The 25,365-nt window shown below is 60.2% G+C and carries 27 protein-coding genes; 11 read left to right on the plus strand and 16 right to left on the minus strand.

From position 1 onward, the window contains the following. The first annotated feature begins 72 nt into the window (after nt 1–72). Nucleotides 73–864, plus strand: coding sequence for an ABC transporter permease (locus tag T8S45_RS06955; protein WP_322295164.1), 792 nt, complete (start codon nt 73–75; stop codon nt 862–864). Further along, entirely contained in the window at nt 861–2,060 is a 1,200-nt protein-coding gene (locus T8S45_RS06960) for an ABC transporter ATP-binding protein (RefSeq protein ID WP_322295165.1), read from the plus strand. Before T8S45_RS06955 ends, T8S45_RS06960 begins: the two co-directional genes overlap by 4 nt. Here T8S45_RS06960 and T8S45_RS06965 read toward each other — a convergent pair. Genes T8S45_RS06965 through T8S45_RS06985 form a run of 5 tightly spaced genes read right to left on the minus strand, consistent with a single transcriptional unit; the run spans nt 2,047 to nt 6,613 of the window. Continuing rightward, on the minus strand, nt 2,047–2,967 hold the full coding sequence (locus tag T8S45_RS06965; RefSeq protein WP_322295166.1) for a phytanoyl-CoA dioxygenase family protein: 921 nt from the start codon (nt 2,965–2,967) through the stop codon (nt 2,047–2,049). The two genes, T8S45_RS06960 and T8S45_RS06965, sit on opposite strands and share 14 nt — an antisense overlap. Then, a complete protein-coding gene (locus T8S45_RS06970; protein WP_322295167.1) occupies nt 2,967–3,902 on the minus strand; it encodes a phytanoyl-CoA dioxygenase family protein in 936 nt (311 codons plus the stop codon). The genes T8S45_RS06965 and T8S45_RS06970 overlap by 1 nt, the downstream gene beginning before the upstream one ends. Further along, nucleotides 3,896–4,801, minus strand: a complete 906-nt coding sequence (locus T8S45_RS06975) for a phytanoyl-CoA dioxygenase family protein (protein ID WP_322295168.1) — start codon at nt 4,799–4,801, stop codon at nt 3,896–3,898. Before T8S45_RS06975 ends, T8S45_RS06970 begins: the two co-directional genes overlap by 7 nt. Further along, nucleotides 4,798–5,697, minus strand: a complete 900-nt coding sequence (locus T8S45_RS06980; protein WP_322295169.1) for a phytanoyl-CoA dioxygenase family protein — start codon at nt 5,695–5,697, stop codon at nt 4,798–4,800. Before T8S45_RS06980 ends, T8S45_RS06975 begins: the two co-directional genes overlap by 4 nt. Beyond that, nucleotides 5,690–6,613 carry a phytanoyl-CoA dioxygenase family protein gene (locus T8S45_RS06985; RefSeq protein ID WP_322295170.1) on the minus strand — a complete coding sequence of 308 codons (924 nt, stop codon included), beginning with the start codon at nt 6,611–6,613 and terminating at the stop codon, nt 5,690–5,692. The genes T8S45_RS06980 and T8S45_RS06985 overlap by 8 nt, the downstream gene beginning before the upstream one ends. A gap of 691 nt (nt 6,614–7,304) precedes the next feature. On the opposite strand from T8S45_RS06985, the gene T8S45_RS06990 reads away from it, so the two are divergent. Then, nucleotides 7,305–9,434 carry a putative bifunctional diguanylate cyclase/phosphodiesterase gene (locus T8S45_RS06990; protein WP_322295171.1) on the plus strand — a complete coding sequence of 710 codons (2,130 nt, stop codon included), beginning with the start codon at nt 7,305–7,307 and terminating at the stop codon, nt 9,432–9,434. Between the two features lie 143 nt (nt 9,435–9,577). Here the strand turns inward: T8S45_RS06990 and T8S45_RS06995 are convergent, their stop codons facing one another. Next, the gene (locus tag T8S45_RS06995) at nt 9,578–10,894 is read right to left on the minus strand and encodes a tetratricopeptide repeat protein (protein WP_322293209.1); all 1,317 of its coding nucleotides are present in this window, start codon (nt 10,892–10,894) and stop codon (nt 9,578–9,580) included. 290 nt (nt 10,895–11,184) lie between these two features. Beyond that, on the minus strand, nt 11,185–11,289 hold the full coding sequence (locus tag T8S45_RS14190; protein WP_407654881.1) for a DDE-type integrase/transposase/recombinase: 105 nt from the start codon (nt 11,287–11,289) through the stop codon (nt 11,185–11,187). Nucleotides 11,290–11,584: 295 nt separating this feature from the next. Here T8S45_RS14190 and T8S45_RS07000 point away from each other — a divergent pair, with 295 nt between their 5' ends. From T8S45_RS07000 to T8S45_RS07015, 4 genes are all read left to right on the plus strand, one after another. Next, nucleotides 11,585–12,124, plus strand: a complete 540-nt coding sequence (locus T8S45_RS07000; RefSeq protein ID WP_322293210.1) for a hypothetical protein — start codon at nt 11,585–11,587, stop codon at nt 12,122–12,124. Nucleotides 12,125–12,196: 72 nt separating this feature from the next. Then, nucleotides 12,197–12,655, plus strand: a complete 459-nt coding sequence (locus tag T8S45_RS07005) for a hypothetical protein (protein WP_322293211.1) — start codon at nt 12,197–12,199, stop codon at nt 12,653–12,655. Nucleotides 12,656–12,689: 34 nt separating this feature from the next. Then, the gene (locus tag T8S45_RS07010) at nt 12,690–13,415 is read left to right on the plus strand and encodes a C39 family peptidase (protein ID WP_322293212.1); all 726 of its coding nucleotides are present in this window, start codon (nt 12,690–12,692) and stop codon (nt 13,413–13,415) included. Nucleotides 13,416–13,425: 10 nt separating this feature from the next. Next, the gene (locus T8S45_RS07015) at nt 13,426–14,001 is read left to right on the plus strand and encodes a hypothetical protein (RefSeq protein WP_322293213.1); all 576 of its coding nucleotides are present in this window, start codon (nt 13,426–13,428) and stop codon (nt 13,999–14,001) included. Here T8S45_RS07015 and T8S45_RS07020 read toward each other — a convergent pair whose 3' ends face one another. Then, on the minus strand, nt 14,002–15,309 hold the full coding sequence (locus T8S45_RS07020; RefSeq protein ID WP_322293214.1) for a hypothetical protein: 1,308 nt from the start codon (nt 15,307–15,309) through the stop codon (nt 14,002–14,004). It abuts the gene before it with no gap. A gap of 14 nt (nt 15,310–15,323) precedes the next feature. After that, complete coding sequence (locus T8S45_RS07025) at nt 15,324–15,962, minus strand: Crp/Fnr family transcriptional regulator (protein ID WP_322293215.1); 639 nt, start codon at nt 15,960–15,962, stop codon at nt 15,324–15,326. Between the two features lie 314 nt (nt 15,963–16,276). Between T8S45_RS07025 and T8S45_RS07030 the strand changes: the two genes are divergently transcribed. The 3 genes from T8S45_RS07030 to T8S45_RS07040 are packed head-to-tail and all read left to right on the plus strand — an operon-like array spanning nt 16,277 to nt 18,637. After that, nucleotides 16,277–16,894, plus strand: a complete 618-nt coding sequence (locus T8S45_RS07030) for a response regulator transcription factor (RefSeq protein WP_322293216.1) — start codon at nt 16,277–16,279, stop codon at nt 16,892–16,894. Continuing rightward, complete coding sequence (locus tag T8S45_RS07035) at nt 16,891–18,039, plus strand: two-component system sensor histidine kinase NtrB (protein ID WP_322293217.1); 1,149 nt, start codon at nt 16,891–16,893, stop codon at nt 18,037–18,039. Before T8S45_RS07030 ends, T8S45_RS07035 begins: the two co-directional genes overlap by 4 nt. Beyond that, nucleotides 18,026–18,637, plus strand: coding sequence for a response regulator transcription factor (locus T8S45_RS07040; protein WP_322293218.1), 612 nt, complete (start codon nt 18,026–18,028; stop codon nt 18,635–18,637). The genes T8S45_RS07035 and T8S45_RS07040 overlap by 14 nt, the downstream gene beginning before the upstream one ends. Here T8S45_RS07040 and T8S45_RS07045 read toward each other — a convergent pair. Both T8S45_RS07045 and T8S45_RS07050 read right to left on the minus strand, forming a co-directional pair. Next, nucleotides 18,622–19,332 (minus strand): ATP-binding protein, encoded by a 711-nt coding sequence (locus tag T8S45_RS07045; RefSeq protein ID WP_322293219.1) that lies wholly within the window; start codon nt 19,330–19,332, stop codon nt 18,622–18,624. The genes T8S45_RS07040 and T8S45_RS07045 overlap by 16 nt on opposite strands. 1,159 nt (nt 19,333–20,491) lie before the next feature. Then, nucleotides 20,492–21,586, minus strand: coding sequence for a sensor histidine kinase (locus T8S45_RS07050; protein WP_322293220.1), 1,095 nt, complete (start codon nt 21,584–21,586; stop codon nt 20,492–20,494). A gap of 300 nt (nt 21,587–21,886) precedes the next feature. On the opposite strand from T8S45_RS07050, the gene T8S45_RS07055 reads away from it, so the two are divergent. Next, nucleotides 21,887–22,330 (plus strand): chromate transporter, encoded by a 444-nt coding sequence (locus T8S45_RS07055; protein WP_407654882.1) that lies wholly within the window; start codon nt 21,887–21,889, stop codon nt 22,328–22,330. Between the two features lie 266 nt (nt 22,331–22,596). Here the strand turns inward: T8S45_RS07055 and T8S45_RS07060 are convergent, their stop codons facing one another. The 5 genes from T8S45_RS07060 to T8S45_RS07080 form a co-directional block, all read right to left on the minus strand. Continuing rightward, the gene (locus T8S45_RS07060; RefSeq protein ID WP_322293221.1) at nt 22,597–23,154 is read right to left on the minus strand and encodes a DUF421 domain-containing protein; all 558 of its coding nucleotides are present in this window, start codon (nt 23,152–23,154) and stop codon (nt 22,597–22,599) included. After that, nucleotides 23,151–23,732, minus strand: a complete 582-nt coding sequence (locus T8S45_RS07065; protein ID WP_322293222.1) for a DUF1989 domain-containing protein — start codon at nt 23,730–23,732, stop codon at nt 23,151–23,153. The genes T8S45_RS07060 and T8S45_RS07065 overlap by 4 nt, the downstream gene beginning before the upstream one ends. Continuing rightward, nucleotides 23,729–24,478 (minus strand): guanitoxin biosynthesis heme-dependent pre-guanitoxin N-hydroxylase GntA, encoded by a 750-nt coding sequence (gene gntA / locus T8S45_RS07070; RefSeq protein ID WP_322293223.1) that lies wholly within the window; start codon nt 24,476–24,478, stop codon nt 23,729–23,731. The genes T8S45_RS07065 and gntA overlap by 4 nt, the downstream gene beginning before the upstream one ends. Before the next feature lie 7 nt (nt 24,479–24,485). Next, nucleotides 24,486–24,740 (minus strand): hypothetical protein, encoded by a 255-nt coding sequence (locus tag T8S45_RS07075; RefSeq protein ID WP_322293224.1) that lies wholly within the window; start codon nt 24,738–24,740, stop codon nt 24,486–24,488. 134 nt (nt 24,741–24,874) lie between these two features. Then, entirely contained in the window at nt 24,875–25,363 is a 489-nt protein-coding gene (locus tag T8S45_RS07080) for a CinA family protein (protein ID WP_322293225.1), read from the minus strand. Nucleotides 25,364–25,365: the final 2 nt, after the last annotated feature.

Consider the following 25,365-nt stretch of genomic DNA (forward strand, 5'->3'; position numbering starts at 1 on the left):
TCGCGCTTGGCCTAGTCCCTCGGGATCGGATTGGGTGACGTCGTTCTAGCGTCGACTTCGTCAGGAGCGCTGATGGGATTCGCGGCTGTAGGAGCACAGGTGGCGAAAGCCTGGACGGAGGCCTTCCGGGTCAGGTGGAAAGTCTACCTGTTCCACCTCAAGACCCGGCGGCGACGCAATTGGCTGGGACTCACCTGGGTGATCGTCCCTTTGCTGGCCGCGCTGGGTATCGGTCTGGGCCTCCAGTCGACCCGCCTGATCGGCCAGTCCGGCCTCGGCGGACTTCCTCCTGCGGTGTTCGTGCTGACCGGGGTGACCTTCTGGCAGGTCTTCGCCGATGCGGTGCTCATGCCCCAGCGACAGCTGGCCTCCTTTCAGACCGAGCTTGCGGGGGGACATATGACGGTCGAACTCGCACTCCTGGTCGGACTGTTCGACCTCGTCTTCGCAATCCTTTTCCGCTGCCTGTTTCTCCTGCTGGTCGTCCCGCTCCTCGGCGTGTCTCCTTCGCTCAGCGCGGCAGCCCTCCCCGCCTTCCTCATCGTCCTGGCCACCGGCGGCCTCGCAATCGGCATCTTCGCCGCCTTGCCCGGCATGCTCATCGACGACATCGGCAGGTTATTGGCGGTGTTGCTGGCGGTGGCCATGTTCACCAGCCCGGTATTCTATCGCCAACCCGCCTTCATCCCCGACTGGGTCAATCCCCTGGCCCCGGTGATCGAAGCGGCACGGGCGAGCGCAACCGGCCTGCCGGTCAGTGTCGTATTCCTCGTCGGCTGCGTGGTGGTCGTCGCGGCCATGCTGGTGTTGGCGTTATCTTGGCTGAAGTCGGGCCAACGCCGATTCTTGAGCGCGCTGAGATGACCGCGCTGCGCTTGCGCGCCACCGACCTCGCCGTGGTGCGGTGCGCGAACCGATCGCGCGCCGCCTGGTACGCGCTGGTGGACAGCCTGAAGTCGTTCGGCGGCAGTCGCGCCGCTGCGCCACGGCTGCGTCCCGGGGAATTCTACGCGCTCGACGGGATCGACCTCGAACTTCGCGCGGGCGAGGCCATCGCCGTCATCGGCGAGAACGGTGCGGGCAAGAGCACGCTGCTCAAGGCCCTGGCCGGCACCCTCCAAACGAGCCGGGGCGAAATTGCACGACATGGCACGGTGGGAGCGGTGATCGAACTGGGCGAAGGGCTCAACCCCCTGCTCACGGGCCGGGAGAACATCGAGCTGGGCGCGCTGTTGAAGGGGCTCCGCGACGACGAGGCGCTGGCCTATGCGAACCGTGTGTTCGTGTTCGCGGACCTGGCCGAGGCGATCGATGCGCCGTTGGAATCCTATAGCAGCGGCATGATCGCGCGGCTGTCGTTCGCCGCCGCGGCGATGGCGCGGCCCGACGTGTTGCTCATCGATGAAGCGCTCTCGGTCGGGGACCCGGCCTTCCAGCGCAAATGCGTCCGCTTCATCGACGACTTCCTCGCGCGCGGCGGATCGATCCTGCTCGCGTCGCACAACCTCGTCCAGGTCCAGATGCTTTGCTCGCAGGCGATCATGCTCGTCTCCGGCAAGCCTGCCTTCGCGGGAAGCGCGACCGAGGCGGTCCGCGCCCTCGTCGAGCGCAATCGCCACTGCGACCGGCCCGTCGAGGCGGAGGCGACATCGCTTCGCCTCGTTCGCTTCGGTGACGAAGCCGGTAAGGCGGTGACGGGAAAGGCAGCCGTCCTGGAGGTGGATTACACCCTCGATCACCATGTCGACGATGTCTGCTGGGGCTTCGAGATATGGACCGCCGACCAGCTCCAATGCGTCACCACCGCACAGGACATGCGCGGACGCGAGCTTGCCGCGGGATCGGGGACGCTCCGCTGCCGGGTCGACCGCCTTCCACTCGCACCCGGCACCTATGCGATACGGCTCAACATCATCGACCGCAGGTCCGGTACGCCGGTGGCGCTGGCCGGCTTTGCGGGCGCGGCGAGTTGTATCGTCGTGGAAAGCCCGCCCTCGATCGCGAGCAATTACCAGGTCGAACTCGGCCAGCTCGCGGTGGTCGAAGTCAGCTGGACCTGAGGGGCAGCAACGAAGCAAGGCCGCGCAAGAGCGATGATCGAAGCGAGCCAGGTTCGCCTCCCGAACGCTTCCTTTTCACCAGGCCGACGAATTCACGCTTGTCGATCTGTCGATTGCGGCTCGCTACCCGTCCCCGGACCCGCCAGTCCGCCTGGCGGCTGACCAGGTCGGTGACGTCGTTCTGGAGGTAGAATTCGCTGTCGGCATCGACCAGCTCGAACTCTTCGTCGCCCGAATTGAAATAGAAGACCGGCTCGGCAGCGGCGGGGACGCAGGTGATCTGGACGGCGATGCGAGGATCGGGGCCATGGTTCTCCGGAGAACCGTGGACCAGGCTGTCGTCGAAGATGAAGCCGTGACCTGCCGATGCGGCGAGCGGGACCAACTGGTCGTCGAGATCGTCGCGATAGGCCGAAAAGAACGAGAGCGATCCGGGCCCCTCGATGTGCGGCACGAGCTTGTGGCTCCCCGGCACGACATGCAGCGTTCCGTTGGTCGCATCGACATCGACCAGGGGGCACCACATTGTCACCGAGGTCGCGTCGAGCGAATCGAGCACCGGCCAGTTCTGGTGAACCGGGATGCGCCCCTGGCCGGTCGGCTTCACGTAGAAATTGGCGGATAGCGGTCGGAAATCGGCCAGGTGGCGCGCGATGGCCTCGGCGAATGCCTTCGAGAGCAGTTCGAAAGCTGCACGCTTGTAGGCCTTCCCCGTATCGAGGAAACTGCAATGATAGCTGTTCATTGCCGGGCCGGAGCCGTCGGGAGTCCACTCGTCGGCCGGGGCAAGCCCGGCCAGCGCCGTCAGTAATTCGGAGACTTCGCGCGGTTCGAGCAGCGGCACCGCCACATAGCCGTCGCGGTCGAAGGCCTCCTGCAATGTCGGATCGCGCAATATGGCGGCCATCAGGCGCCAAGTCCCGCAAAGGCGCGCGAAAGGCGACCGCGCCACGTCGCGCCGCGTTCCGCCCGCAATTGGGCGAGCGGGTCGAAGGTTTCGCTGGCCCGCTGCCCGCGTTCGAGCAGCGCCTCGAATTCCTCGAGCGTGGGCTTGTCTGACCAGGATGGCAGGCGTCCGATTTCACGGCCTTCGATCACGTCGGTGCCGCCGGGGAACATGGTCTGGCACTGGATTTCGTCGAAGTCGTTGTCGATCATCACCGCCTCGCCGGTTTCGTCGTGATGGTAGAGCATGTGCCGCGCGCCCTCGTGCATCACGATGGTCAGGACGATCGGGCGGGCCCGCTCGCTGGCATTGGGCGTCGAGCCATGGAGCAGCGAATTCTCGAACATGATCGCCTCACCCGCGCGGAGCGGGATCGGAATCGCGTGACGGCGCGTGAGCTCGTCACGATAGTCGAGGAAGAACTCGTCCGTTTGCAGGGTGCGGATGAACCGCAGGAGCAGGTGCGAGCCGGGGACCACCAGCAGGGTTCCGGAACTCTCGTCGCAATCCTCGAGCGCACACCAGCAGAACACCGCCGGTTCGAACGGCCTTTCGGTCAGCGGAACGTGCTGGTGGACGTTGAGGGCGCGCGATCGGGGGGGCTTGTACAGCAGCGAGGTCTCGAAATAGCGGGTGTCGTCCAGCATCGCATCGAGGCGTGGATGAAACGCCTCGGCCATGGCATCGCGAAACCGGGCCTGGAAGACGGGCTCCCGCTCGAACATGGAATTGTAGTAGCTGTCCTCGCAGTCGTTCCGTTCGAAGCTGCGACCGGCCGCAACGTTTTCGAGCCGCTCGCGTACTTCTACGACCTCGTCTTCACCGAGGATCCTGCGCACCACGAAGCCGGTCCTGTCGAATTCGGCCTGCGTGGCCGCATCTCGAAACATCACCATTTCTCTTCCCTCGCCAGCAATTTCTTCAGTCTCGAGATCCGGCGCTGCCAGCTGCCTCGAGGATGGACTCCCCGCATCCGCAGCCGGTGGCGCCACTCGGCCGCATCGATCGGTTCGCAGCTTTCGTCGACCCGCGCTAATGGGCGCCGCTCGCTCGGTGCGGGAAGTCGTCCGTTGAACATGTCCGAATAGGCGTATTCGTCCTCGGCGGCGTAGGCCACTGCCACCTCCCCTCCCTCGTCGCCGACGACGTAGGACGGGATCGCCCCCTCCGGCACCATCGTGGTCAGGGTTACCAGCCGATCCTGCTCGCGCGCATTCCTCGCCGCACCGTGCGGCATCGTGTCGTCGAACAGGACGGCCTGGCCGGCGCGAACCTCGATCGCTTCGAGATATTGCTGCTGCAAGCTCGCGGTGAAGGACTGCCAGTATGCGGGGCGCATCGGGACCTGGATATGCCGGGTCAGCCGCTGGCTCCGCGGCACGATCGTCAGGGCGCCCGAATCGCGCGTACAGTCGACCAGCGGGCACCAGCAATTGATCGTCGCTCCGCGCAGATCCGAAACGTAGGGCGAATGCTGGTGGATCGGCGTTTCCGGTCCTTTGCCGGGCTTCCAGAAGAACGTCGCGAAGAGCGGCTCGAACCCGACCAGCACTTCGGTCAATACGGGCTCGACGAAAGAGCGGATCAGCGCTGACGCCTCCGCGCGGTATTCGAGATCGAAATACGAGGTGTAGGCCGCCCCTTGCGGATCGTTGAAGCTTCGCTCGGATGGCAATAGCCGCCGCGCTTCGCGGGAGAGGGCCTCGACCGCCTCTTCGCCCAGCAGGTCGACAACGACGAAGCCGTCGCGGGCGAACGCCGCATCGAATCCGGGGTCGCGGAAATACCCGTTCACCGGTGCGCTACTCGAATACGGTCGATGGGATCGTGACCCGGGGCGATCCTTTCCCCCGCCGCCAAAAGCGCGATGAACTCGGTTTCGTCGAGCGCGAGATTCCGGTTCTCGACGAAGCCGGCGCTCAGCAAAGCCGCTCGATTTTCCCGGGCGATGCAATAGAGCTCGGGGTCGATTTCGCCGGTGCCGACTTCGAGCGCTTCGAAGCGACCGGGGGCTGTCTCGGCGAGGATGCACAGCCGGCTCTCTTCCGGAATCGCCGTCCCGAGGATTCGCAACAGCGGATCGTCGCTCGCATTGGGCTCCGACCCGTGCAGCAGCGACCGCTCGAAGATGATCGCCTGCCCGGCACGAAGTTCGAGCGTGACCGCATGTCGGCTTTCAAGCGCTTCGGCGAAACCGGCGAAATAGGGCGCGGTGTCGAAACTCTGGACATGCCGGGTTATCGCGTGGCTGCCGGGAACGACGCGTAACCCGCCCCGGTTCCGACCGGTATCGTCGAGCGTGAGCCAGCAATGCACGGCGGGCTCGAAAATATCGCGCGTCACCGGCTGGTGCTGGTGGATGTCGAGGCGACCCGCGCCGGCGGGCTTGGCGACGACATAGCCTCCTTCGTAGCGGAAGCGGTCGAGCAGGTCAGCGACGAGCGGGGTGAGCGTGCGATCCGCGATCCCGGCGCCGTTCGCACGGTGCGGCGGGTCGAACAGGGTGCCGTAGAGCGCGCCCTGCGGGTCGTTGACGGGCGTAGCGCCATCCATCGACCGGATCGCCCGCGCGCGCAATTCGCGTGCCGCTGACTCGCTCAACGCGTCGACGACGACATACCCGTCGCGATCGAGGCGCGCCTGCAGATCGTCGCGAAGAAGGGCCCGGCGTGGGGCACGTAAGCTATGCATTGTTGAGGACCCGATCGACGAGCCGTCGCACCCGCCCGCGCCAGCGACCGGGCTGCCGGGAAGCGCGCGGGGCCGAACATGCCTCGCTCCTGCGAGGGACCAGCGGAAACGTCGTATCGATGTGTCGCCCGGCGTCGAGGCGGCGCCAGAATTCATCGGGATCGACGAGTTCGTGGACGTCGTCGACATAGCCCAGCTTGCGCCAGTGCCCGGGCGGATCGATCATGTCCGGCCGGATGTGATACTGGTAACCGAAATCCTTGCCGGTTTCGTAGACCACGTATTGTCCGTTTGCCGCCGGGAACAACGCGATCGGCTCCAATGCTTCGGGAATGCAATGCGTGGCCAGCGCGATGCGATGGTCGCCGGTCGTGTTGGGGTAGGATGCGTGGATCAGGCTTTCGTCGAACAGCATGGCCTCGCCCGCTTCGAGGTACACCGACTCCATCCTCTCCGCGATCGAGTCCCACGCGCACAGGAAATAGGGTTTCTGTCCGTACATCGGCATGATCGGGAAAAGCTTGTGGCTCCCCGGGAGGACCTGCATCACGCCGTTTTCCTCCCGCATGTCTTCCAGCGCGCACCAGCAGAAGACGGTCGAGACCGACTGGTCGAGCGTGAAGATCGGATGGACATGCGGCGGTACGGCGCGCTCGCCCGCAGGCTTGACGATCACCGAGGGGTGCAGTCGCTTCATGCCGTCGAGCAACGGCATCATGCCCTGATCGAAGACCGGGCCGGCCAGCTCCTCGATCCAGGCTAACTCAGGTTCGTCAGTATAGATGTAGGTTACGTTCTCATGCCGGGGGATGCGCGACGGCAGCGAATGACGGGCCCGACGAGCGATTCCGAGGGCCACTTCGCGATCCATCAACCGGGCCACGACGAAACCGTCGCGCGCGTACTGTTCTTCCAAGGAATCCGAGTGAAATATGATTCCCCTCCACACTAAAACCCGGCCTTCCTCTTAACAGCTGGCGAAAAGTCGTCGAGTCCCTGAATAGACGCGCTCCAGCCAAGACGTTCCGATCAAAAAGGCTTCGGATCTTCAAGGCGATTAGCAGCGGGACTCTGCTGCGGCAGAGGCTGCGTCTCCAACCATCGCGAGGGTGCGTGAGGCATCGAAATGGCAGTGCGGAAACTCCAACGATCTGCACCGAGCGCCCGTACTGCTGGGAGCCGACCGTCGGCTAACGACCCGACTGCGTTCATTGGGCACCATTTAAGAAACCGCTATGAAACGAGTGTCCACGCATGCCCTAACTAGAGGCGCGGAGACCTAGTTACGGGCCTTCATCGCTTTTGCGTCTTCAAATGCTAAACGCGGAAGGCAAGGAGGCTGTTGGGTCCATTGCAATTCTTCACCTTCCTTTAGCGGTTTGGCGGTATCGGATCGGAGGCGCCGAAACGCACCACCTTCGTGGGGGATTGGGGAACTGAATTTGGATTGGTTCACACTCAGTAGTAGCGACAAAGCACTTCCCCTACCAGTGTATGCTCAGCTCGTAACCAGGCTCTACCAGACGCCCCTTACTGTAACGGTAGGATCTGGCTGCTATATTGGTTTGCTTGGCGGGCTGGCCGCGTTCCGGGCTAACGATCTTGGGTTGGCTGTTCTCACGATCTCCGCGGTATCGTTTGTGCTCTTCGGTCTCCTGCGCCGGCCCCGATTTCTTGAGCAAAGATCTGCTAGGGAAATCTACAAATCGGAGGTGCCCTTCTGGTTCGCGGCATTGGGCTCTTCTTCTGCGGTCGGAGCGCTGAGTGCCCGCGCGATCATCGCGACCAATATACCCATCGTCCACTTCTTGGCGCTCGCTCTCGCAATGGCCACCATGGCTATAGCACAACGCAACTACCACCGGCCCCGCTTGGTGGCGGCACAGCTCATTTCCGTCGCCGTGCCGGGCGCCTTGGCATGTTTCATTCATGGCGGGATAGAATACGGGGTCTTGGGCGTAGGCGCTCTGATATTATCCTTCATGATTTGGCGAACAGCTTTCGCTCACTACATCGACGCCCAAGAAATCATTATCAAGGACAAGATCCTCAGCGAGCAGAACCGCCGTTTTGATGCCGCCCTGAATAATATGGCGCAGGGTCTCTGTATGTTCGACGGGGATGGACGTCTGGTTGTCTGTAATAGGAAATATATCGAAATATATGGACTGTCTGAAGATGTCGTTCGTCCTGGCATCGATTTGATGGGCATACTCAAGCACAGTGTGGAAGTCGGAAATCATTCGGCGCGCGACGCAGAGGAGTTGCACGATCGATTCGTTGACAAGATCGTGTCCTCTGATTCCTCAACATTTCTAAACGAGCTGGAAGATGGGCGTACCATCGCACTTGCACATGAGAGGATGCGTTCGGGAGGCTGGGTAACCACGCATGAGGACGTGACCGAGCGTCGACGTGCAGAAGCACGGATCGCTCACATGGCTCGTCACGATGCGCTAACGGATCTTCCCAACCGCACTTTCTTCCAGGAGCGATTAACCGAAGCGCTCGCTCGAATCCCCGCCCATAAACAAGTGGCGGTGATGTGCTTGGACTTGGACCGATTCAAACCTGTAAACGACACGCTCGGCCATTCGGTCGGCGATGCAATCCTCCAGCAAGTCGCAGAAAGACTGAAGGCTTGCGTGCGAGAGAATGACAGCGTCGCCCGGATCGGCGGCGACGAGTTCGCAATCATTCAGTCCGCCTCCACCCAACCAGAAGGTGCAAGCGTACTTGCAGAGCGAATCGTTTCGGCTCTTGACCACCCCTTTTACGTGGGCGCGAAGCAAGTCTGCATCGGGGCGAGCATAGGGATTTCCCTCGGACCGAACGACGGCCTCAACGCGAACCAACTGTTGGTGAACGCCGATTTGGCCTTATATCAAGCGAAAGCGCGGGGACGGGCCCGTTATTCTTTCTTCGTTCCCGAAATGGACTTGGAGATGCAGACTAAACGCGAGCTTGAAGAAGACCTTCGCCGCGCAGTCGTGAATAACGAGTTCGAGATGGTTTATCAGCCCGTGATAGACACCTGTGACGGGAAGATCTCTTCATTCGAAGCACTCTTGCGCTGGAGCCACCCAAGCAAAGGCATGATCCTGCCGGGCGATTTCATCTCTACTGCCGAAGACATGGGCTTGATCGTGCCCATCGGAGAATGGGCCCTGCGAGAAGCATGCTCGAAGGCGTCAGCTTGGCCCACGAACATAGGGGTTTCCGTGAACCTCTCGCCGGTCCAGTTCAGAAGTGGCGATAAGCTCGTCCGTAGCGTTGCCAACGCACTTGCGGTTTCGGGTATCGATCCCAAGCGTCTCGAATTTGAAATCACAGAGGGGGTTCTACTAGACGAAACCCTCGAAACTCTGACGATACTACAAGAACTTCGAAACCTTGGAGTGAGATTTGCGCTGGACGATTTTGGGACGGGATATTCGAGCCTAAGTTACTTGCGTTCGTTCCCCTTCCACAGAATCAAAATTGATCAATCTTTCATCCGGGACATCGACGTCCAACCTGAGGCTCTATCTATCGTCCGGGCTGTGACCGATCTCGGAACCAACCTCGGCATGTCTATAACTGCTGAAGGAATTGAAACCGCCAAGCAACTCAAGCACGTCCAAATGGAAGGATGTTCCCACGCTCAGGGGTACTATGTGGGAATGCCGATGGACGCGAAAAACGCTTCACGACTTGTTAAAAAGGCTTTCTCGGTTCATGGCCGAGAGGCTGCGTAAACTTTCAATGAGGGCCCGTTCCCGAGATCGGAACGGCAAATGGCCGTTCTCCGGCGCGTTCCGCTAGTTGACGCATTTGCTCTGACAGTGCCTCGCACGGCAGTGAGTACCGAGCGCTGAGCAGGCGCTGCGCGCCCCACCTATCACTGCGACAACTGCCAAGAGGTCTGAACCAGTCCTTGAAAAATATCCCGATAGCTATCCAGATCTTTTTGCGCGGCAGCATCGAATTCAGTTGCACGGTCCAATCGCGTTTCGATTCCGGTCATCGCCCCGAGAAATAAGGAACGAGCTCGATCATAATCCTCGCCCTCACGCTGTAATGCGATTGCAAGCGCAGCATCTGCCCTGATCTTTTCGCTATCGCCGATGTCTCCCAAATTGCGGCTCCTGGCCCAACCGAGCTCGAGATGACGTCTCTGGTTCTCGCCCATTCCGAGCTTTGCACTCGCTGCGGCGAGCCGTAGATGCAGCGCTGTCAATAAACGATGGTTGTCGGGTGTGTTTTCGTTTGCGAGGCCGAGCCCCTTGTTGAAATTGTGTCGGGCACCGAAGGCATCACCCAGCGCCAGCTGCGCCTCTCCCAGCTTGAGGCTCAGCCAACCTTGCATCGCCATTGCCGCCATGCGCTCGCTGCGGGCGCGGGGGAGGTTGCCATGCGCGATCGAAAAAGCCTTGTTGTAGAGCGCCTCGGCCTTGGCATAGTCGCCATCGAGCATCCCTAGATCGCCCAATAGCTCGCGAATATGCGCTGTGTCCTTATGGTCGGGCATCTTGCGATCGACATACCAGGCCAATGCATTTTGCAGGTACGAGTGCGCCGCTCCGCTTCGGCCGGTAGCGAGCAAAAATTTGCCAATCGCGACCTGTATCTCGATCGCCAGGCGCGAGGAGTCTTCACCAATCAATTGGAGCAAATCGTCGGCTTCCAGCAAGTAGTCCTCAACCTTGCCCAAGCGACCACTGTACTCACTGGCACTGGCCAGTTCGAGCAATGTCCCCGCCATCAAGATCGCATCGGTGCTTACGGGTTCGGCACTCCTGGACGCGATCAATCTGCGCACACGCACGGCGTTTTCCAGCAAGGGAATGGCTTCAGGCTGCCGCCCCCGCAATATAAGAGCCCGCGCCAGACTTCGGGATGTGTTGGCTTGCCAAACGTAATGTCGACTGTCGGGCGCCAACTGGTACGCTATCTCGGCGGCACGAAACCTGAATCTCAGGGCCTCCTCCGGCCGTCCTGTTTGATCGGCAATGACTGCGGCACGATCCACCAAGAAAAGGCAGTCTAGGTCGGTGTCACCAGAGCTTTCGCACCTTTCCAACTCGGCAAGCAGGGTGGGATAGAAGTCGGTTCCGGCTTGTAACCCTTGAGCTTCCGCAGGGATTGGCCAGAAGGTTTCTTGGGCGCCGAGCGCGCGAGGTATTACCATCAAAGCTAATGCGAAGATGACACGCATGGCTTATGCCATAGGCTCATGTGCAGGTTTGTCAGCAGTCGAAGTCGGACACCGGCGAAGCTCCTGCCTTGAGGTTGGGCCACCGGAGTGGGCACCCGGCCAGCAAACAGCCAGGTTCGAACGGTCATTCCTCTCTTGGGTGGAATTGCCGCAATCGCGAATCAAGGGATAGCTCGGTTTAGCCGCATTGCTACGAAAGGGCCGGGGGCAGAACGCCTGTTCCGCGGCGAAGCGCGAGGCCCCCCGGCAAACAGATATTAGTGCTGGGGGTCGATGGCGGTGCTGTCAGTCTAATCGCAACTCGTCTCCAATCGACGCGGCCAGTCGAGGATCGCGCCTTCTTGGTCGACCGCGCGCCACAGGTGGGCCATCTCGCCGTTCACCTTCACGTACATTCCATCGAGGTGTCATTGCCACTGCCTGCCCTCCCAACCGGCTCATTTGCTGCCTGCAAATCTCGCCGGCGAAAAGCTTTCCGAAGGGGCGCTCAAGGTCAGATCTCAGTTCGCTCTGTTAGTTGGCGCTCAGACTGCAATGGGCTGATTGCGGAAATTGCGGATGCCTTGCTTTGCGGCAGAACAACACAGCGCGCCCTGTAGCCGGATATCTCACCCGCAGCTTCCGATTGGCGGGAGCAGAACAGGGGCAGGCATCGCGATTGATGGCTGCGCCATTTTATGGAGCAATGTCATGCGTAAACTTCTGACTCTGACTGCCGGGGCCGCAGCCGCCCTGCTGGTCACCAGCACCCCCGCACTCGCCCAAGACGTCGAAAACGACGACGGCAACGGCAACCAGCAGAATGGCAACCAAACCAATGACGATGGTGTGCAGGATTCGTTCAACGACCTGCTGGATATCATCAACAATGGGAATGACTATTCGACCGACAGTTCGTCCGACGATGATCTGAACGGTTCGTTCAACGGGAACACCCTCTTGGTGGTCACCGCGAATCAGTCCCTAAGCGCTGTCAATACGAACAGCCTGATGGACGAACTGGTGGATCTGGACGGCGAAGATGGTACGCCGGCCCCGGTCGGCTACAACAGCGGCGACAACTATGTGCGCGGCAACGCGTTCGCGGCCTTCGCCGGCATCAGCAACAACGCCTGGAACACCGGCATCAACGCCAACACCCAGGCTGCGACCAACATCGCGGCCTACGGACAGGTAAGCTTCGCTGCGAACGGCAGCGACGCAGGTGGCGGCGCGCCCGGCGGCGATTGAGCCCACGCCAAGTGACAGGGTCCCGCCCCCCGGGACCCTGTCATTCTATCTGTCTTTTCGGGAGATGCGACCATGCCCAAGTTCACACCCTATTCCGCGATGTTGGCTGTCGGCATCGGCCTGGCATCCACCGCTCCCGGAGCTGCCCAAGACCCGGACGTTCAGCCCGCACCGCTGCTTGCGGAAGACGTCGCGAACGTCCCCGACCAACCAACCGGTCAAGCAGCCAACCGGCACGAAGCATTGCCGGACGAGGCGATGCCTGCGCCTGCCCGCGACGATTCCCTGCCGCTGCTGCTCAGCGAAGAGGAACTCGCCGAGACCCGCGGCAAGGCGACCATCGTAATCAACGACCAGGATCTCAAAGGGATCGTATCGGGCAACTCGCTCGGCGATTACGTCGCCGGTTCGATACTGCTGAGCGACAATGCGCTGAGTAATTTCACCGGGGTCGGGAATTTCCTTTTCAATACCGGCGCACAGAACAATCTCCAGGCCGGGATGACTCTCACCATCACGATCGAGAATTGACGTGGTGTTCGCCGGGTTCCGCCGCTGCCCGTCCTTGATCCGACTCCCCCTAGCAGCGGCGATCCTCGCCTCCGCTGCCCCGGTCGACGCCCAGGTGCGTCTGCAGCCGGACAGCGGAGGCAATTTCAATGTCGGGGTGATGAGCTGGTGGGAAATCCCTTTTCGCTCGATCATTCGTCAACGCTACGACTTCAGTTGCGGCTCGGCCGCCCTCGCGACACTCCTCACCTATCATTACGGTCGCCCGACATCAGAGCACGAGGCCTTCGTCAAGATGTGGGAGGTTGGCGAGCGCGAAGAGATCCGTGTGCGCGGTTTCTCGCTGCTCGACATGAGGACCTACCTCAAATCGATAGGCTATGAAGCCGAAGGATTCCGTCTCTCGGTCGAACATTTGGCACAGGTGCGCCGCCCGATGATCGCGCTGATCGATCTACACGGCTACAAGCATTTCGTCGTCATCAAGGGCATGCGCGGCGACCGTATCCTGACCGGCGATCCCGTCCTCGGCTTGGTTCAGTACTCGACGGAGGATTTCGCACGCCATTGGGAGGGGATCGGGCTTGCCATCATGAAGGCGCCCGACAGCAAACGACCCGCCTATGACCTGGCAAGCGACTGGGGACCTTGGTCGCGCGCACCGCTCGACGAAGGCGGCGGCATCAGGATCGCCTCCAATGATCTGACCAACGACCTGCCCCCGGAATACCAGATCACCCCCGAAATGCTGATCCCGGTGCGGGTCGGCACGGTCGAATAGGAGAGTTGCCATGTTCCGCATTCGCCTTCTGGCTACGCTGGCGACCGGTGCCATGCTGGTCGCACCGATCGCGACCCACGCCCGGGAAGCCGGCGATCAGCCGCGTTTGTTGAGCGATGAAGAAATGTCCGACGCGCGCGGCGGGTTCACGATCAATGGCCTCGAGATCAGGCTGGGCGCGGAGATGCGCACCTATCTGGGTGGCGAGCTCGTGCTGCGCACGATCGTGTCGTGGGAGGATAGCGGGCCGCAGAGCGAACAATGGGCATCACCGTTGCTCCACCCGGTCGACGCAGCCGCGATGCGTGCCGGCCTGCTGGCGAACGGCAATCTGCAGATGAGCGTCAACTCGCAGCCGGTCTTTCTGACGAACGAGGGCCAGACCGCGCTGCTGCAGAGGGTCGACGGGCGGTTGCAGAACATGATCTTCAATACCGCCAGCGGCACCGACCTTCGCCAGGAAGCGGAGATCTCGCTTTCAATCGCGAACTATCAGGACTTCCGTACGGCCATGGCCCCTGCGATCATGATGTCCGGATTGGCCGACGCTATTGCGCAATCGGCGCTGAGTTCGATCGGCCGCTGATCACAGCCCAAAGGGGAATCGCAAGGTCACGCCCAGATCGGGCGCTTCTTCCGTCACGCCGAATTCGAACGAGACGTTGAGCGTTTCTCGCTCGGTAAGGCGATAGGACATGCCGTAGGTCAGCGTGCCGACCTGTAGCGAAGCCGATCGCTCCAAATTCGTTCCGATCTCGGTTTCGGTGGGGAAGACGTAATTGTGTCGATAACCCAGCGAGAACGAGAAGCGCGGATTGAGGGCGAAGCCGAAGCCGAGCGAGGCCCCGATGGAACCGCCCGGCTCGACACGCCCGATCGGAACATCGCCGATCAAACGATCGATGTTCCGCCCGAACTGGTAGAGATAGCTCACCCCGCCGAAGATCACGACCGGATCGGAGGGCAGAAGCATGCTGATGCTGGGTTGCACCCCCCAGAATCCGGACCCTGTCGTGAGACTGTCGGCAACGCCGAATTCATCGTATCCTACATCGAAGGGGCCGATCCCCGTATCGCTCTTTACGCGCAGTCCCGCCACCCAGATCGGGGACTGCCCGTTCTGGCTGTTCAGCTGGTACCGAGCGGACAGCTCGACATCGCCGACCCCTCTTCCTTCCAGTTCGATTTCGCGAACGATGCCCTCGTCCCGCTGCTGCGTCACCGAGATTTCGTCGCGGCGATAGAGCAATGGCACGCGCCCCTCAAGTTCGAGCCGCGGGGTCACGCCGTAACGCAGGGCAATCGTCTCGACGAATGTGTCACGACGAGCACGGCTCGCCTCGATCAGGCCGACCTGGATCCCCGGGATCAGTTCGAAGCCGCGAAACACCAGGCGATTGTTCGCGGTATTGACGTATCCAAAGCTCGGCTCGAAGACGAACCGCCCCGGGGAAGTGAGGACCCCCTGTTCCGGCGGAATAGCGGCGACGGCGGGGCGTTGATCGAGCTGCTCGGGCGGTGCCTCGCCGACCGGTTGCGACGGCGGGTCCGGCGGTGGACCGGAGGGCGTTTCGGATTGAGTCTGTTGGGGCGGCAAAGAGAAGACATCGACGTTGCGGCCGAGGCCCCGGGCGCGAAGGCGATCGATCTCTTCGCGCGAATAGAGAACGTTTTCTGCCTCTATGACGATGCGAAGGCGGTTCAGCTCCTCTTCCTGTCGCTCGAGCCTCCGCTGCTGTTCGTCGAGACGCTGGGCCTGAGCGGCCAGTTGGCTGCGCAATTCGGCGAGTTCGTCGGCCTGTTCCTGTGCGTAGGACGGCGCAGACCAGACCAGGCCGAGCGAACAGCCGAGTGCGAGGACCCGCCGAAACTTTGCGATTCCGATCGTATTCATCCCCCGTTCCCCCTTTATGCTACCAATTGAGCGTGTTGTTCGACCCCCTCGAATTGCACGAGGCTTTCCATCCCCGCTCGATCGATGATGCGCAGCCGATCGGGTTTCTCGAGGACGAAGAAGCCCCGCCGGGCCAGTTCGGAAATCGATCTGCTGATCGTATGCATGGTCAGGCCCAAGTGATCGGCGAGGTCCTGCCGCGACATCGGCAGTTCGATCAGGTCGGGCTGGTCTGCATGCTCGCCGAATTTCAGCAGGAAGGCGACGATCCGCTCGTCTGCATGTCCGTAGCTGAACAGCTGGATGGTCTCTTCAACCGCACGCAGGGCGCGCTGCAATGCCGGATGCGAGCCGCTGAAGCGTTCGTATTCCTGACGTCGATCGATCTCAACGAGAGGATGACGGATTACCTTGGCGTCGGTGAGGGCCTCGGCCGAGGACTGGCGCTGGCCGATTTCGAACCCGAACGCATCGCCGGGCCCCGCGAATCGGAAAATCTGCCGCCGCCCGTCGCCGAAAAAATGACAGAGCATCATGAAACCGCTGACGACCTCGTACCAAGAATCTCCCGGTTCGCCTTGGAAATAGGCAATCTGGCCCTTTGCAACCGACGAAGTCTTGGGGCCAAACCCCTCGGATTTCTCGTCTTCCATCTCAATCTTCCCCCTTTTGCAACAGCCGCGACTCGATGCTCTGGATGGAACAAAAGCTAGGCCTCCTCGCGTTCCGGAATATTCGTATGTTTACCAATTGTCTGGTTGGCCGATTGGGCCATGTTCTCGGAGCGAGGCTGTGATCGATTGCCGCGTTATCTTTCTGTGTCAAAATAGGACAGTTGCTGGCTATATTTGCGAATTCGCAAAGAAATCGAGGGCAATTGGTCTATTATGTCCCTGCCTGCGCCGGTTCGCAAAGTATTCTCCGTGACCGGCAAGCAATGTGAGCCGGCTCGCAACGGGGGTGCAAGATGGCAATAGAATGGAGTGACAGTAAATCGCGACTGATCCAAATCGTTGACGACGATGAAGTGGTCAGGAAATCGACATCGATCATGCTTCGGTCGCTGGGATATTACGTCCAGTGCTGGGTCGACGGCGCAAGCTTCCTCAAGGCCGCTCCCTCGCTCGGACCTTCCTGCGTTCTGCTCGACCTCCACATGCCCGGCGTCGATGGCCTGGAAGTCCAGCGCGAACTGGTCCAGCTGGGCAAGAAATGGCCGATCGTCTTCCTGTCCGGCACAGCGCAGGTCCCGCAAGCCGTTTCCGCCTTGCAGCACGGCGCGGTGCATTTCCTCGTAAAGCCCGCGGCGCCGGCCAAATTGCGCCAGACACTTGACATTGCGTTCGAACAACTGGGCCGTGACCCGGACGGTTCGGTTGAGGCGCAGGCCAAGCTCGCACGCCTATCCCCCCGCGAAGCCGATGTGCTCGAGGGATTGGTCGAAGGCCTTCCTAACAAGTCGATCGCCTTCGACCTTGGCGTCAGCGCACGCACTGTCGAAGCTCACAGGGCGAAGATCATGCGCAAGCTCGAAGCAAACAGTTTCGCTCAGGTGCTGCGTACGGTGTTCGAGGCCCGGTTGTGAGATATGGGGCCGAGGAAGCCGCCCAGCTGGCCGCGATCAGCGAGGCTCAGTTCCGTGCTATCCTCGAAACGGCCCCCGACGCGCTGGTAGTCATCGATAACGTGGGGACGATCTGCGCATTCAGCGCTGCCGCGGAGGAGATGTTCGGCTATGCGGCCGCCGAAGCGATTGGACGGAACGTCGCGCTATTGATGCCGGAACCCGACGCGCATCGCCACGATTCCTTTATCGCTCGCTACCTGCAAACCGGCGAACGCAAGATCATCGGACAGGGGCGCCGGGTTTATGCCAAGCACAAGAACGGCACCGTGTTTGCGGTGCGCCTCAGCATCGGCGAAACCGATGCCGGGGGGCGCCGCCTGTTCACAGCTTTCATGCACAACCTTGCCACGGAGGAGAGCGCGGAGCGCAGGCTCCAGGAGGTCCAAGCCGAAATGCACCGGCAGTCGCGGGTGGGGATTGCGGCGACGATGAGCACCGCTCTCGCGCACGAAATCAATCAACCCCTTTCGGCGATTTCGAACTATGTCGAAGCTGCCACCGCGATGCTCGAGCCCTCGCTGCCCTTCTGGGATCGGGACGAGATCTTCGAAGCTCTGCGCGGGGCAGCGCAGGAGGCTGTCCGCGCCGGCGAGATCGTATCGCGCCTGCGTCGCTTCGTCTCGCGTGGCGAATTGCAGCGCACCCTGGCAATACCCGAAGAACTGGCGACCCAAGCCTGCGCGCTTGCGACCATCGATGCCAAGGCCCACGGGCTACAGTGCCATGTCGATGTCGGATCGGACTCGCCCCCCGTTCTGGTCGATCCGATCCAGATCCAGCAAGTCCTGCTGAACCTGGCGCGCAATGCCATTGAAGCGATGGAGGAGAGCGACGACGAGACCACAATCGTATTTTCCGTCCGTTCGGAGCTCCACAGTGTGTGTTTCGCAGTACTGGACAATGGCCCGGGGGTTCCGGCCGGCCATAATCTCTTCGAACCGTTTAAGAGCACCAAGCATGACGGCATGGGACTGGGGCTATCGATCTGCAAGACGCTCGTCGAGGCCCATGGCGGGCGCATCTGGCACGAGGATCGCGAAGGCACGGGAAGCGCGTTCAAGTTCACGATCCCAATGGCACAGCCGCCTGATGAGCACGTCTGATCACAATACGGTCCACGTCGTCGACGACGAGGCCGAAGTGCGGCGCTCGCTGTCGATCCTGCTCAAATCCCTGCAATTCCGGCCCGTCATGTGGGACGACGGAGCTAGCTTCGTGGCCAACCTGAATGAGATCGAGCCCGGCTGCGTGCTGCTCGACCTTCGCATGGCGGGGATGGACGGACTGTCTGTACAGAAGGGCGTGGCGGATCGTCGCAGCTCGTTTCCGCTCATCATGATGACCGGCCATGGCGACGCGCAGATGGAAGCCCGGGCGCTGAAGGAAGGCGCGAGGGATTTCCTGCACAAGCCGTTCACGCGCGTGGAGCTGCAATCCGCCCTGATGAGCGCGAAACAATGGATTATCGATCCGCAGGAGCCGTTGCGAGCCCGCGAACGCGCGCGCAGCAAGCTCGCCGGGCTAGACGAGCGCGAGGCCGCACTGCTCAAGATCTTCGCCCGCGGCCAGTCCGAACGCTGGGCGTCCCATTTGATGAAGCTGAACCTCGATCAGGTGGAGATTTGCCGCGAGATGATCTTCATGAAGCTTCAGGTCGGGCGAATGGCGCAGGCCGTCAGGACCTATTACGAGAGTATCTGATTCTGCTCGGAAATCATGGCGTCTTCGGATTCCGTCTGGGCGAGGATTGGGAAGACCAGCCCAATGGCGCAACCCTTGCCCGGTTCGGACCGCAACTTGGCGATCCCGCCTGCTTCCTGCACGGTGCGACCGATCCGGTTGAGGCCGGTGCCATTGGCGCTTCCTCCGACGCGATCCTCAACCATGGCGACCAAAGCACTGTCCATGTCGCAACCGCAACCATCGTCCACCGCGAGAAGCCAGTAGTTGTCGTTCACGGCACGACCACGCAGGATGACATGGTGCGACCCACCTGCAAGCGAGTTCGACACCAATTCCAGCGCAATGGCCTGAAGGTCGATCGGCCCGATTCCAATAGTTATGGGCTCGGCACCAGGTTCGACCCGGATCAACGTGCGCGGCCCGCCCAGCGGGACCAGCATCGCCTCGAGATTGCGCAGGGTTCGATTAGGATCGCAGCGGGAGCCGCTTTCCAACGCGCCTTGGGCGAGCAGTCTCGTGGTCAGCGCGATGCCGTCACGCGCCACCAGTTCGAGCGAACGGGCCACGACCACCAATCGGGACCTATCCGAGTCGCGCACCAAAATCTGTTGGGCGGCATTGACGACTGTGAACAGGTTGCGCAGGTCGTGAACCGTCGTCCGAATGCTGTTCGACAACTTCGACTGGCCGCCCGCGCCCGCTTCGGATCGCATCGTTCTTCTCCTGTCCGCCGTGATAGAAAACCGGCGAGGCGGCGAAAATCGGTATGTTCCGCAAGGGCGATTTAGGGTGCTGTCAGCTTAATCGCACCTTGTCTTCGACCGGCGCAGCTCTCCCCTTCCCCGGCAAGGCTCAGGCAATGAGCGATTGCCACTCAGCCAGCGCAGCCGAGCTTGTCCGGAGGATCGAGTCCCTCCTCCGCTAGCAATTTTTGGTCGGCCAGCAGTCCGGGCATCGCTTTCATCAGTTCTAGATCGCTTTCAGCGGGAAAGACTTTCCTGCCAGCAAGTCGTGACCAACCGTGCACGACTTGATGGCGGCGACGTCTCCCCGTTCACGGTGGAGTTCACCCGACGAATCTGGCGAGGAGGGATTGAGGCTTCGTCGGATGACGATAGCCACGTAGGCTGCGGACGGCAGTTTCAAAACGGCGCAAGATTTCCAGGTCTTCCTTGGAAAGCTTTCTGGGTTGAATGCTGCTATCGCCCCTCATGTTCGATCAACCCACGAGCTTTGCGACCGTTCCACGCACTGTGCGGCAGAGGAATTTCACGTGCCGCCGCATCGATATGTGGGTTGTCGGTCTTCGGAACGGAGCTGATCGAACGAAGAACCGGGAAGTGCAGGCCAAAACCAAAGTTTTGCTTTTCCGTCGGAAACGGAATGGCTTGCGGCGCGTCTCGACTGTCTATGACGCAGTATCGCTACATCGCCAAAGGTAGGCGTGGAAAATGGTATCCGACGCTCAGCGCAGCCCAATTCCATGCCAACAAGATCGGGGCAGGGTTCTTGGATCCAACGGGGCACTTCGTTCCTTATCGCGGGACGGTGCTCGAATTTCGCGATTGATGGGCGCTCGCGATGATGGAGCTATGTTCTTAATCGAGCAGTCCGATTGCACCGATTACAACCCGGGTGCTGTGGTTCGAGTCCCTCCGCCATCAACTGGGTAGATCGTAAGCTTCCCAAGCTGACAGCAATCGCAGAATTCCGCCATTCCTTGCTGTAGACTCGACCGAAAACGGCCAGTTTCCTTTCAATAGGTTCCAGAATCGCTGTCGCCGTAGACCGTCAGGTGCAACGCGCGGCTGTGGCTGCGATGTAGATACACGACCTCGAAACCGGGCATTCTGCTAACGACCGGAAAAAGGCCTAGGGGCCGCGAGGGAACTCAACCACAAAACAGGCTCCGTCCCCACCGTCTCGTGTGCCAGCTGAAAGCGTGCCATGGAGCTGGGACGCGAGTGACGTAATCACCCGCATACCGAGGCCTGCGGTTGCCGCATATGGATCGAAGGATTCGGGAGGCCCCTGTCCTTCGTCACATACGATAAGCCGGTTAGCACTATCTGAAATGCGGAACGAGACATCGATCTTTCCACGACCGTGCTTCGCTGCGTTGGTGACCAGCTCGTTGGTGATCAAACCAATTGCTTGAAGCGAGTTAGAAGGGACATGGCCTTCGTCGCCGACAACGGTTATTTCTCGTTCCAGTAAAGAGCCAAGGTCTTCGCAAAGGCGTCGCAGGAAATCTGCGCAGGATACCTCCGCCTCAGCCTCCGAGTAAAAATGGCGGTGCACCTGAGCCACCGAGGCTACGCGATTTGCAGCCGATAGAAGATGGTTAGCGCCGTCGCCGATACCTGCTGAACGACTTTGCATTTTGAGCAAACCCGAAACGAATTGAAGATTGTTCTTCACTCGGTGGTCGATTTCCTTCGCTAGCAAATTCGCCCGTTCGATTGCTTGAATAGACGACAACCTAAGTTCCAACTGGTCCATGACAATAGACGCGAGGTCCTTGAGATCCTCGACTTTTCGATGATCTATCGAACGGGGCTCCTTGTCGATCACGCAAAGAGTACCCAGGCTGTGACCGTCACTGGTTGTAAGCGGGACAGCAGCATAAAACCGAAGGCCAAATTCTCCAGCGACGAGCGGATTCGCTAAGGATCGAGGGTCTGTGCGGGCATCCTCGACCAAATACGGGACATCACCCATAATCGCAGAAGCACACAGCCCTGGTTCCCTGTCAATCTGCTCGACCGGTAAACCGTGACGCGATTTGAACCAGATCCTATCTTCGTCGACTATGCTGATGACTGAAATTGGGACGTTGAACCGCCGAGCGGCGAGTGCGGTAATGCGATCGAATGCACCGTCAGGGGGAGTGTCCAGTATGTCGTAGCGACGGACCGCTGCCCTACGCTGGTCTTCTCGCGATTCACTGATGTCTGGCGACTGCATTACACTGCTCCGCAATTTCGCTTTATCACGCCAGACGTTTCTAGGCCAAGCATCCAGCCAACGACTAAACCTATTAGGGCTCGAGCGATAGTCGGATCCTCCCTCCGCTCCGATTTTAGCGACTAAGTTCCACTCCACGCCATTTTTAACCGATCATCTTATGGCTATAGCTACGGTCGTATCGAGGTGGCTTGCGATGTCACTTTCGACTTATTCTAGACGGCTTCAACGAGCGAAACATTTACTAGGAGCGGATCCTCCGCTGACGACTGGATTGCGGACTTTCGCGCGGCAGTAGATATGCCGCAGACGGCCATCCCCGAGCAGCACAACATTCGCTTTGGCGAAGCCGTCTGGGTATGGGCTCGGGTCGCCGCGCTGCCGCTTGGCGGAACCGCCGGACAGATCGCGGTGATGCACCGCATTCTTATCGAGGAGAAGAGATGGATCGGGGAGGAGCGCTTTCTCTACGCGCTCAACATGCTTCTGCCCGAACCCGAGGCACAACAGCTCGCAACATATATCGACTGGCTCCTCCACACGACGAAGGGCGGCATCGTGGCTGGCACGTCATCCTGCCCGGGCTTTCTCGCCATCACGGTGCTGTCGTCGCTCTATGCCTTATACGGCAACCTTGGAGCGATCGAGGCTCTCTTCCTCGGCTTGAAGGCTGCCGTCCTTGCAATCGTCTTCGCCGCCCTGCGCCGAATTGGCAGCAAGGCGCTGCGGAACGCCGCGATGTGAGCGGTTGCTGCGGGGGCCTTTATCGCGATCTTCTTCCTGTCCATGCCATGTCCAATCCTCATTCTGATCGCGGCCGTGGTTGGTTACGCGGGCGGCAGAATTGACCTCAAGACTTCGAGGCGAGCGGGGGGCACGGCAGCTTGGGGGTACGCCAGGAGCCGATCGGGACGCGGCACTAGGGGACCATTGCAATCCCAATGCAGGAAGGAGCGCTTAGATTATCCGAGCGACCACACCGCTCAATGATGGAATGCACGGAATGACCACTAAGTAACCTGCTTGGGCGCGGGCACGTTACTGACTGTCTCTACCTCCTCATATGCTCTGTCGGATTTAGGAATTACGCTCAATTGGCCATTGGTCTCTAACACGACCCAGTTTGCGTCATCGAGGTTTAGACAGCCATTAGCTCGCAAGGCGCCGAGGATTTCCTCACGCGAAATCCTGGTGCGAGCCATAGCGTCCTCAAGAAACTCCCCTCGATGGGTTAGCAAGGTGGGTTCTGCCTTGAAGACCCGGCTGGCGAAATCGCTCTTCTGAACCCAGCGCGTCGTAATATATTGCAAAAAGGCAAGCGCAAGGATTGCAGCGGCCGCGTCCAAAGTGGAGATATCTTTAAGCAAGATACCACTGGCTGCTAGACTTCCGACGGCCACAGTTATGATCCAGTCGAAATTGTTGAGTTCGCCGGTCGTGCGTTTTCCGCTGACCCGAACCATTACGACGATCAAGAGGTAAAATACCGTTGCCGACAATAGGATATCGGCGACGCGCTCAACAGAAGACCACATGTTGTCGATCGTGATGAGGCTATTGAAACTCATTTTGCTGGCTGAATTTCGTAGTCAATCGGCTTGAAGCTCCCCCCGTTTGAGGCATATGCGGAGCACGCGGTGAGACCAATAATCAGATCCATTTCCGCCCGCAGAACGATATAGTCGCCGGCATCGCTGCGCGGTGGTTTCACCGCGACGCTTCCGTTTTCCACCTCTACATTCATGAAAACATTGAACGCGGTCGGGATGTCGTCCTCGTCCACGCCGAACGGTTTGAGTGCTTCGGCAAGGTTGCCGAAGCAACCGCGATGGACTGGCTTGTCCGGGTAAAAATGTTTGAAAGTGTCTTTGCTACAAGGGGTCAGCAGGAAATCATGACGGCCGCATATGTCCTCGACGATCGACAGCATGACGTTTGACCGGTTCGACCACAATCGATTGCCTAAGCCAAGTTCGATCGTCTCTTCATAATCGAAGGTTCGGCCGTTCGAGATAACTTCTTTCACGTCCCCTTCATTGTAACAGACCAAATCCGACACTTGTCCGCCCTCGGGATCGACAATCCTGAGCAATTCGCCCTTTGCTAATTTGAAGGCAGTGCCGCTGCGCTTTTCGATCCGGTTCATTTGCTCTCCGTTCTCGGGTCACTGAAGGGACACGACCAGTCTTCGTCCACAACGCGTCCGCTATATTGTCTCGCTTCGCTGGCATCGCCGTGGCGCGCCAGCATGGGGTTGATCGAACCCGAATAGGCTTCATCTCGCGCGAGAATGGAGCGGCGCATGGTCTCGTAGCGGCCTTCTTCGCGCAGCCGCTCGAACTGATCGTGCAGATTGAAAATCAAGGTTGGACGGTCGAACCGCCGCGCCTTGCGAGAAGCACACGGATGCAGCCCAACGACAAAGAACGCTTGGCCGCCGAAACTCAGAGAGAAGTGGGGGTCCTGCGGGTCGGCGCTCACGCTGGCATCGAGTTTCTGCCCCCGCCAGTGATCCTTATCGGCGAGCGATTGCAATCGCTCCCACATCAGCGCCTCGAACTGGCGTTCGTCAAAATTCTTTCGCGCAGCGAAGATTACCGCAAAACTTCGCAGGCCGGTCGGGTTGTCTCGATAATCGTAAGCCCATTCGAGCAGACGGTCGTGAATTTTGAGGTCGTCCCAAGCGCTCTCAAGATCGCGAGCGACGTATGCTCCGAGCCAATCGCGATTTAGGACTGCCTTGGCGCCGACACAGGGAAATTCGCGCTTCTCGATGAATTGGCGCAGACGCCCCACCCAATCAACGTCAGGCTCAGCCTCAAAATCCCCTTCAGTCGGGGCCTGAGGTTTTTGGCAGTTAATACCTTCGGGCGTTCGGTCCGATCCGAGCATCGTAGAGTTAGACCTCGCGCAACCGTTCAGGAGGGTCGCCCGCGTCTAGTCCAGACATGCGCTGCGCGACATCACGCCCCATGCTCCAGTTTTTCTGCAGCCTGACTTTTGGGTTCGGCGCACACCAGATCTCACCGCCTTCGGTAAGGGCGGTGACCCAGAGCAAATGGTGCTCGGGTCCATAATCGATAACTGCAAAGGCCATAGCCTCGCCGCGCTCCAAAACAAAAACCGGGAGGGGAGGATTGAGCTGGGTAAACATCTAGTTTGACTGCCTTCGCGCCATCAATGCACGCGAACCCGAAACGTTTCCCGTGCCGGCGTTTCTGCAGCCATTTCTGATAATTGGGAGGCATGAAGGATCGCATCGTCTGAACGCAAGCTGGGACGAAAATTCTACGTGCGAAGCGCTTGGTCAACCAACATTTTGAGAGCGGCCTCGACCGCTTTTTGGCATGCCTTGTTTCGGCCGATATCGCCTAGGTGCAGCACTTCGTGCTTTGTCCCTCGCGCATTTGCCGTGGCCAAATGTATCAAACCCACTTCTTCATCGCCTTCGCGCGGCCCGGCAAACCCCGTGATAGCAACGGCCAGATTTGCGCGACTGTTTTCAAGGGCTCTTTCCGCCATAGCGCGCGCTACGTCTTCTGCGACCCCTTCGCACTCCTCCACGCGGCCGCGCTCCAGCCCCAAAACATCGCATTTCGCATCGATAGAATAGACAACGAAAGCCCTCTCCAGAATAGGGCTGGCCGCAACATTCGACACGATGGCCGAGGCCAACATACCGCCAGTGCAGCTTTCTGCGACGGCGAGGGTGTGATCGCGGGCCAGAAGAATATTAGCCAACTTCTCAAGCAGATTGGTGATCGAATTGTCGGTCATTT

Source organism: Pseudoblastomonas marina, from assembly GCF_034374265.1.
Taxonomy (GTDB): domain Bacteria; phylum Pseudomonadota; class Alphaproteobacteria; order Sphingomonadales; family Sphingomonadaceae; genus Alteriqipengyuania_A; species Alteriqipengyuania_A marina.